General features: G+C 58.7%; 9 protein-coding genes. 7 read left to right on the top strand and 2 right to left on the bottom strand.

What is annotated here, in order from left to right:
• Positions 1–670: 670 nt before the first annotated feature.
• A complete protein-coding gene (locus ACIP21_RS15465) occupies positions 671–1018 on the top strand; it encodes a hypothetical protein (protein ID WP_400688937.1) in 348 nt (115 codons plus the stop codon).
• 10 nt (positions 1019–1028) lie between these two features.
• Here ACIP21_RS15465 and ACIP21_RS15460 read toward each other — a convergent pair whose 3' ends face one another.
• Positions 1029–1358, bottom strand: coding sequence for a hypothetical protein (locus tag ACIP21_RS15460; protein WP_400688934.1), 330 nt, complete (start codon positions 1356–1358; stop codon positions 1029–1031).
• Positions 1359–1570: 212 nt separating this feature from the next.
• Between ACIP21_RS15460 and ACIP21_RS15455 the strand changes: the two genes are divergently transcribed.
• Positions 1571–1861: a hypothetical protein gene (locus ACIP21_RS15455; protein WP_400688932.1), complete on the top strand. Its 291-nt coding sequence runs from the start codon at positions 1571–1573 to the stop codon at positions 1859–1861.
• A 601-nt stretch (positions 1862–2462) separates the two neighbouring features.
• Here ACIP21_RS15455 and ACIP21_RS15450 read toward each other — a convergent pair.
• Complete coding sequence (locus ACIP21_RS15450) at positions 2463–2735, bottom strand: hypothetical protein (RefSeq protein ID WP_400688930.1); 273 nt, start codon at positions 2733–2735, stop codon at positions 2463–2465.
• A gap of 156 nt (positions 2736–2891) precedes the next feature.
• Between ACIP21_RS15450 and ACIP21_RS15445 the strand changes: the two genes are divergently transcribed.
• The 5 genes from ACIP21_RS15445 to ACIP21_RS15425 all read left to right on the top strand — a co-directional run bounded on the left by ACIP21_RS15445 (position 2892) and on the right by ACIP21_RS15425 (position 7560).
• Complete coding sequence (locus ACIP21_RS15445; RefSeq protein ID WP_400688927.1) at positions 2892–3656, top strand: SDR family NAD(P)-dependent oxidoreductase; 765 nt, start codon at positions 2892–2894, stop codon at positions 3654–3656.
• A gap of 96 nt (positions 3657–3752) precedes the next feature.
• Positions 3753–4985 (top strand): ethanolamine utilization protein EutH, encoded by a 1233-nt coding sequence (gene eutH, locus ACIP21_RS15440; RefSeq protein ID WP_400688924.1) that lies wholly within the window; start codon positions 3753–3755, stop codon positions 4983–4985.
• Between the two features lie 86 nt (positions 4986–5071).
• Complete coding sequence (locus ACIP21_RS15435; RefSeq protein ID WP_400688922.1) at positions 5072–5875, top strand: LuxR C-terminal-related transcriptional regulator; 804 nt, start codon at positions 5072–5074, stop codon at positions 5873–5875.
• Between the two features lie 256 nt (positions 5876–6131).
• Entirely contained in the window at positions 6132–6527 is a 396-nt protein-coding gene (locus ACIP21_RS15430) for a transcriptional regulator (protein ID WP_400688919.1), read from the top strand.
• Positions 6528–6633: 106 nt separating this feature from the next.
• Positions 6634–7560, top strand: coding sequence for a DMT family transporter (locus tag ACIP21_RS15425; protein ID WP_400688916.1), 927 nt, complete (start codon positions 6634–6636; stop codon positions 7558–7560).
• Positions 7561–7741 lie beyond the last annotated feature (181 nt).

Genomic DNA, 7741 nt, shown 5'->3' with positions numbered 1-7741 from the left:
TTGGACGCAAGCTTCAAGAATTCAGGTTGCCAATTTTCAATTCGTAGTTTGGATCACCCCGAGGAGATCGTGGCTGAAGGGTGCTCTATGAGCTGGAAAGTCGGGTTAAGAGGGGCCTTTCATTGTCGAGGAAGCAACCTTTCTGAAAGCTGGACTGATATAAAATCATTTCTTCAGGAGCTGTCATTGAAGATTGAGTCTGGCTTCGTTTTATCGTTTCAGTATGAAAGTATTTATGCTGTTAGAGATTTTGATGGGTTGTCTTTTGAGAGAAGTATGATTGATTAAAGTCTGCAAGAGATGAAGTTTTGTTGCTGCCCGAACTTGGCTCTGCGGGTGGGTTCGATGCTAATGCATGCTTCAATGCTGACTCTGGGCAAGGATCGAGGCTTCCCGTTCTAATTAGGAATGGCTGTGATGGGGGGGAGCACTAATGTAGCGATTCGTCCCCCAATAGTTGGACGGCAGCGTTCGCTCCTGGCGCTTTCGGCTAAAACTGAAGGGAGTGTGGTAAGCACGTTCTCCAACCAGTATGGTAAATTCGAGGTTAAAGAGTCATTTTTCGTGGGGCCGTCGGGCAAGGCTGTTAACTTTCAGGCCACGTTCCAGGTTCTTGATGATGGGATTCGCAAACTAAGTACAGTCATACCGCTTCACTGAGGGCGCAGTAATGGAGTTTCCGAGCGAAAACGATTTTTTGCAGGAGTTTGGTATTGAACCTATTGAGGTCGATCCAAGCTTGGCCTTGTGCCGTTATGTAATGAAGTCAAGAAGTGGTGATCTTGAATTAGATTTTTCTTTTAGTGTGGTTATGAAGTCGTTTCAGGTTGTACTGAGACTCGCCATGCAGGAATTAGCAGTTTTCTCGTCGGAAAGCGTTAAATCTATCGAGGTGGTGCGAGATGGTTCCGAGGCGGGAATTCGTGTTGTCTTTGATATTTGCGATTCAATTTCAGAGGCTAGGATTGCATTTGAACCTGATTTGAGTTGTCGATGGTGGACCTTGCGTAAAACCTAGCTGGGGCTCTTTAGTTTTGCTTTTTTAAAGGTGTAAAAGGGGCGGGTGCAGGAAAGGCGCCATACTCCTCGACGGTCTCGACGGTCTCGACGGTCTCGACGGTCTCGACGGTCTCGACGGTCTCGGCGGATGCTGAGGCTGGCATGCCGTACAGCCATCCTGTTAAGGAGGCCGCTGCAACAGGCACGCTGAACACATCTTTGCTTGATGAGTTAGCTGCTAATGGTGTGAAATTTACCCCAGAGAATGTCATTGCAACGACTCGCAATCCTAGCGGAAAAGTTGTATTCCTAGAGACTGGGAACTCAAAAGCCGGGTTGCACACATTATTGAGGAACATGGTAGCCAATTCGCTCAGATAGGCGTGTCTGAGGCTCAGATTCCGGGTGTGGTAATGAGGGCCGTTTCTGAGGGTAAGCTCGTTGGTTATCAAGGCTCTGGAGTTGGTCGCCCAATTTATGAGTTAGCTATTAATGGTAAGTTGCAGCGAATTGCTGTGACTATCAGTAATAACGGCTTTGTCGTCGGCGCAAATCTAAGGGGTAGCGTTAAGTGAAAAATATAAAGTTGATGGCTGATTATCAGTGTTATCCGCTTTGGCATATGTCCCCTGATGAGTATGGTGATATAGATCCTTGCGAGCTTCCTATCTCTGAGGCGCTTCAGGTTCGTCTGTTAAGGTGGGCCGCTTTATACAATGAAACGTTAGATGTTGATTATCCACCAAACTCCAAGTTTAAAAGTGAAGAGTTAGAGCGCGAATTCAAACAGGAGGGAGAGCGGCTGGCTGAAAGCTTAAGAAATGAACTTGGTCCGGATTTTTCTATTTTTCTTAAAGTTTAGTTGGGGCGAAAGCAATTGATGGCGCTGCCGACTCCTCGACGGTCTCGACGGATGCACCCTGCACCGGAATTGCGCCGGTGTTGTTTTATTCGCATTAGCTTTTGGTCTTGGCTGCTCATATGGTTATTGCTGCGATGAAGCGATTTGAAGGTTAGATCGTCCTGCCGGTGAGGGGTGAAAATGCCCAAGTACGTATGTAGATGTGGCTATGTCATGAATCTGTCGCGTGGATGGGCCGAATATGAGCTCATGTTGGTGCCAGAGACGATTGTTGAGGAGCTGGGTGAGAAAATGGAATCCCAGGTTGTTTCCGCAGGCTCATTCTATGAGTCTCTTGACAAAAACTCGTTGACCGTCTATCGCTGCCCGCAGTGCAAGAGATTACATGTCGAGAAAGATAGAAATAAGTTCACTGTATATTCGGTTGAGCGCTCAGAGTGAAATAGTCCATCCCTGAGCGCGCGATGGTTTATCTGCGCCATGTTCCGATTAGGGTACATGGCGTTTTTAATTTGACGAGAATATCCAGTGTGACGGTAGTAGATAGCAGGCATGGTCGACTTCCCAATTATCGACATAGTTGAAGCTCGATGCCGGCACCTTACTCCGCCTTCTTCCCCGCTTCCTTCAACTCCTTGATCCTTTTGTCGATCAACTGACACTTATCCGGCAAATCCTTGCTCGCCGTCCCCAGCTCCATCCCCTGAAGCTCATCATTGATCTCCTTGGCCTTCTGCGGGTTCTGCTCGGTCAACTGGCTGACCAGCCCAGCCAGCTCCTCCCGTTTCTGTGCAGCTTCTTCCGGTGTGCAAGCCCAGGCGGGGAGGGCGCAGCACAGGGCGGTGGCACAGGCGATCCTCAGCAGCGGTTTCATCCGTTCTACCTCCGGCGATGGTATTGCCCGGTGGAGGCCCGCGCGCGGCAGTTGGTTCGGCCACAGCGACCAGCGGCTATACCCCTGGGTATATTTACCGCGCTCCCCCTCGGCTCTAGTTTGACCTCACAACCACAACAACCGAGGAACACACCCATGGATCGATTGAAAGGCAAGGTGGCACTGATTACCGGCGGCGCAGGCGGTTGTGGCCTGGCCGCGTCGGAGCTGTTCGCCGCCGAGGGCGCCAAGGTGGTGATCCTCGACTTGCCCACCAGCCAGGGCGAAGCCGTGGCCGCGCGCATCAATGAAGGTGGCGGCCAGGCGTTGTTCGTTGCCGCCGACGTGTCCCAGGCCGACCAGGTGCACCGCGCAGTCACCCAGGCCCAGGCGCACTTCGGCCCGATCACCGTGCTGATGAACCACGCCGGCATCATCGCCGCCGGCCCGTTCCTGGAAACCAGCGAAGCGGAGTGGGACCGGTTGATGAACGTGAACGTGAAAAGCATGTTCCTGGTCACCAAGGCGGTGCTGCCGGGCATGCTCGCCGCCGGCGGCGGCAGCGTGATCTGCACCTCGTCGATTTCCGCCGTTGTCGGCACGCCGATGGAGGTGCTGTATTGCACCACCAAGGGCGCCTGCCATATGTTCGCCCGCGCTCTGGCCGTGGAGTACCGCGACCAGAATATCCGCAGCAACGCCATTTGCCCGGGCTTCATCGGTACCGCCCATGGCCGCCGCGAGCTCGACCTGCTGCGCGGCTACGGCGTGGATGCGTCCGACGAGGCGATCAAGACCATGCAGGGGCGCCTGTGCGACCCGAGCGAGGTGGCCAATGCGGCGCTGTTCCTGGCCAGCGACGAGTCGAGCTTCGTCAGCGGCTCGCACCTGTTCGTCGACAACGCCTACACCGCCATGTGATACCCGGCCGGCGGCGCGCTGCCGGCCACCACAACAAGAACAGCAGCACCTTTCAATTCTGCCCCCAAGCCAATTCCAACAAGACAGAGGCAGCAGATGGAAAACATAGGCACTTACGTCATCTACGTGATCATGGTGTGCGCGGTGATCGGCGCGATCGCCTCGATCGTCAACGCAGAATCCGAGCTGGCCAAGGAATTCACCGCCGGCCTGCACAGCATCGGCCCGATCTTCATCCCGGTGGCCGGGATCATGGCCGCCATCCCGTTCATCTCCAGCTTCATCAGCCAGGTCATCGGCCCGCTGTTCCTGGCCATGGGCGCCGACGCCGGCATCGCCGGGCCGATCTTCATCGCCTCGGACCTGGGCGGCTATCAGCTGGCCCAGGCTCTGTCGCACAGCCCGGAGGGCTGGATCCTCGGCCTGATCACCGGCTTCCAGTGCGGCTCGACGGTGATCTTCGTCATCCCCGTGGGCCTGGCCATGCTCAACAAGGCCGACCACAAGTACATGGCCCTGGGCATCATGGCCGGGCTGCTGAGCATCCCGATCAGCATCGTGTTCATCGCCATGGGCATGCAGGCCATGGGCCTGGGCGTGCGCCCGGACATCGCCACTGCAGGCGCGGCGACCCAGGCGCTGCACTTCACCTTGCCGACCCTGCTGCGCAACCTGTCGCCGCTGATCCTGTTCTGCGTGGCACTGGCGGCGGCGCTGAGGTACTTCCCCAACCTGATGGTCAGCCTGTTCCTCAAGCTTGGGCAACTGATGTATGCGGCGGTGACCCTGGTGCTGGTGGCCTCGATCGTCGAGTACTTCACCGGCGCCTTCACCTCGCTGTTCGGTGGCTGGGGTTTTGCGCCGATCATCGCTGACAAGGCTGACCAGTTCCGCGCCCTGGAGATCGCCGGCTACGTCGGCATCATGCTCTGCGGTGCGTTCCCGATGGTCTACCTGATCAAGCGCTTCCTGTCGCGGCCGATCGAGAAGGTGGCGTCGAAGCTTGGCCTGTCGCCGGTGGGCGCCGCCGGCATCCTTGCGGCTTCGGCCAACATCCTGGCGATGTTCCGCCTGGTGGCCGACATGCCGCCCAAGGACAAGGTGCTGGTGATCGCCTTCGCCGTGTGCGCGGCCTTCACCTTCGGTGACCACCTGGCCTACTCGGCCAACTTCCAGCCGACCCTGATCGGCCCGCTGATCATCGGCAAGCTCGCCGGTGGCCTGCTGGGCATGGGGCTGGCGTACTGGCTGGCGGTGCCAAAGGCGCTGGAACTGGGGCGTCAGGAGGAAGAGAAGGAACTGCTGCCGGCCAGCCCAGCGTTGCACTGACTGGTCCAGGCATCGTTCAATGCCGCTCGGGCTTCCACAGCCGGGCGGCATTCGCGTTTTCTTCCTACACCGCACAGGCCACAGTCATGAACAGCGACAACGCCGACCGCCTGGGCGCGGTCATCCGCAGCATCGGCAGCGACACCCTGGGCCCGGCCCTCGACGACGCGCTCAAGGGCGTGGTCGATTTCGACATGAGCTGCGCCTACCTGTTCCGCTTCAACCAGCCGGCGCTGCTGATCCACGACGGCTACCAGCAGCGCGTGGCCGAGCGCACGCTCAAGGCCTACCTGCGCGGCGGCTACCTGCTCGACCCGTTCTACGTCGCCTGCACCAACCACCACCCCTCGGGGCTGTGGCGCATGAGCGAGCTGGCGCCGGACAGTTTCTTCGCCTCGGGTTTTTCCATCTCCCACGACATCCACCCCTGTGTCTCGTCGCACCACGGCAGCCTGATCGAGGAAATCGGCTTCATCGTCCCGGTGCGGCCGCGTACCGCGCTGGTGTACTCGCTGATGCGCGGCCTCGACAAGGGCGCCTTCGAGGCCGAGGAAGCGCAGCGCCTGGCGGCACTGACGCCGGTGATCGACGCCATCTTCAGCCAGCACCTGCGCCTGGCCCACGCCGACGACCTGGCCGACCCGCAGGAATCGGACAGCCAGTTGGAAGATGCCTTCGTGGATATCCTTCAGGGCCAGCTGACGGAAACCCAGCGGCATGTGGCCAAGCTGATCCTGCAGGGGCACAGCAGCCAGTCGATCTCCCGTGAACTGGGGATTTCGGAGGGAACGGTGAAGGTGCACCGGCACAATATCTGGCAGCGGTTGGGGATTGCCGGGAATGCGGAGTTGTTTCGGTTGTTTATCAATTATCTGGTGAAGAACAGCTAGTGGTGCTTTGAGCTGCGAGAATGTTTCTCTGATAGATGTAGTCCTTTTCTGTTTGTAAGCGATGGTCGCCAGTGGTGCTTCGAGTAGAGATTGTCTTGCCGACTTCACCTTTGACCAGAGCGCTCTGACTGATATCCCCGAACTGAACGACGATTTCTTCCGCAATGCTGAAGCGCTGAGATCTTTCGGAACGCCTGCGACCGGGAGCAGGTCCCAACCTGTGTACCCCCTTCGTCCACAGCAGGAGGCCATCCCCATGAGCAACACCTACGACTGGGACCTGATCGAGCGTTTGCTGCACGAGGTGCAGAACGGCGCCGGTCACAGCTTCACGCCACGCCCCTATGCCGAGCAGCACGCTGCGGCGCTGGCCGCCGAGGGCCAGCCGGTGGGTGACATCGACCACCTGAAAACCCGCGCCTGCGAGTACGAAAAGCTGCTGTTCGAGCGTGGCTTCATCGAAAGCCGGCCACACGAGGAGGGCGGCAATGGCGAGAATTTCGTGCTCACCGAGCGCGGTTCGCGGCTGTTGAGCCTGATCGACAGCAGCATTCCGGGCTTCGAGCACCCGCGGCAGGTGCTCGACGACCAAGCGGACGCGCTGGACGAGACCACTTTCGAGCAGGTGTCCGCCAAGGCGCAGATTGCTTGAGGTCGTTTTGAGGCTGGCAAGGGTGGGCAGGGAAACCCGATAATCGGTGCTTTCCGATCACTGCCGAGCCCTTGCCGATGCCCACCACCATCCAAAAGGCCCGCCCATGAGCGCGGCCCGCAAGAACCCTGACGCCTTCGCCTTCCAGGTCATGCTGGGCCTGTGCCTGATCTGGGGCTGCCAGCAGGTGCTGATCAAAACCGCCGCGGTAGACATCGCCCCGGTGATGCAGGCCGCCCTGCGCAATGCTATTGCCGCCGTGCTGGTGGGCCTGATGATCTGTTGGCGGGGTGGCTGGGAGCAGGTGGGCAGCACCTGGCGCGGCGGTTTGCTGGCCGGCGGGTTGTTCGGCCTGGAATTCCTGTTCATCGCCGAGGGGCTGAAGCTGACCTCGGCGGCGCACATGTCGGTGTTCCTCTATACCGCGCCGGTGTTCACCGCGCTCGGCCTGCACTTCATGTTGCCCAGCGAGCGCCTGCGGTTGTTGCAGTGGCTGGGCATCCTGCTGGCGTTCGGCGGCATCGCCATGGCCTTTGCCGGCGGGCTGTCGTTCGCCGAGATGGACGGGCGGATGTTGCTGGGCGATGCCTTTGGCGTGCTTGCCGGGCTGGCCTGGGGCGCAACCACGGTGGTGGTGCGCGGCTCGCGGTTGTCGGAGGCGCCGGCGACCTTGACCCTGTTCTACCAGCTGGCGGTGGGCTTTGCCGGGTTGTTGCTGATTGCGCTGCTCAGCGGGCAGGTCGGCGAGGTGAAGCTGACGCCGTTGGCGGTGGGCAGCGTGCTGTTCCAGGGGATCGTGGTGTCGTTCGTCAGCTACCTGACCTGGTTCTGGCTGCTGCGCAAGTACCTGGCTTCGAACCTGGCGGTGTTTTCGTTCATCACGCCGCTGTTCGGGGTGACGTTTGGCGTGGTGTTGCTGGGCGAGCCGCTGAGTGCGAACTTCGTGATCGGGGCGTTGATGGTGCTGCTGGGGGTGATCCTGGTGAGCGCCGAGCCCTGGGTGAAGCAGCAATTGCGCAAGTTTGTGGGTTAAGGGCTGCCTGCACCGGCCTATTCGCGGGTAAACCCGCTCCCACAGAGACAGCACAACATTTGAAGACTGTGCTATCCCTGTGGGTCCCACAGAGACAGCACAACATTTGAAGACTGTGCTATCCCTGTGGGTCCCACAGAGACAGCACAACATTTGAAGACTGTGCTATCCCTGTGGGTCC

The sequence above is a fragment of the Pseudomonas sp. NPDC089401 genome, from assembly GCF_044749485.1.
Lineage (GTDB): Bacteria > Pseudomonadota > Gammaproteobacteria > Pseudomonadales > Pseudomonadaceae > Aquipseudomonas.
Note: the sequence above shows the minus strand (reverse complement) of the source record. Positions and strands in the feature narration are given on the sequence as shown.

What these genes read in the sequence shown, in the direction of transcription:
- ACIP21_RS15465 (WP_400688937.1), top strand. Translation starts at nt 671, where the DNA reads ATGGAGTTTCCGAGCGAAAACGATTTTTTGCAGGAGTTTGGTATTGAA.
- ACIP21_RS15460 (WP_400688934.1), bottom strand. Translation starts at nt 1,358, where the DNA reads ATGTTCCTCAATAATGTGTGCAACCCGGCTTTTGAGTTCCCAGTCTCT.
- ACIP21_RS15450 (WP_400688930.1), bottom strand. Translation starts at nt 2,735, where the DNA reads ATGAAACCGCTGCTGAGGATCGCCTGTGCCACCGCCCTGTGCTGCGCC.
- ACIP21_RS15445 (WP_400688927.1), top strand. Translation starts at nt 2,892, where the DNA reads ATGGATCGATTGAAAGGCAAGGTGGCACTGATTACCGGCGGCGCAGGC.
- eutH (WP_400688924.1), top strand. Translation starts at nt 3,753, where the DNA reads ATGGAAAACATAGGCACTTACGTCATCTACGTGATCATGGTGTGCGCG.
- ACIP21_RS15435 (WP_400688922.1), top strand. Translation starts at nt 5,072, where the DNA reads ATGAACAGCGACAACGCCGACCGCCTGGGCGCGGTCATCCGCAGCATC.
- ACIP21_RS15430 (WP_400688919.1), top strand. Translation starts at nt 6,132, where the DNA reads ATGAGCAACACCTACGACTGGGACCTGATCGAGCGTTTGCTGCACGAG.
- ACIP21_RS15425 (WP_400688916.1), top strand. Translation starts at nt 6,634, where the DNA reads ATGAGCGCGGCCCGCAAGAACCCTGACGCCTTCGCCTTCCAGGTCATG.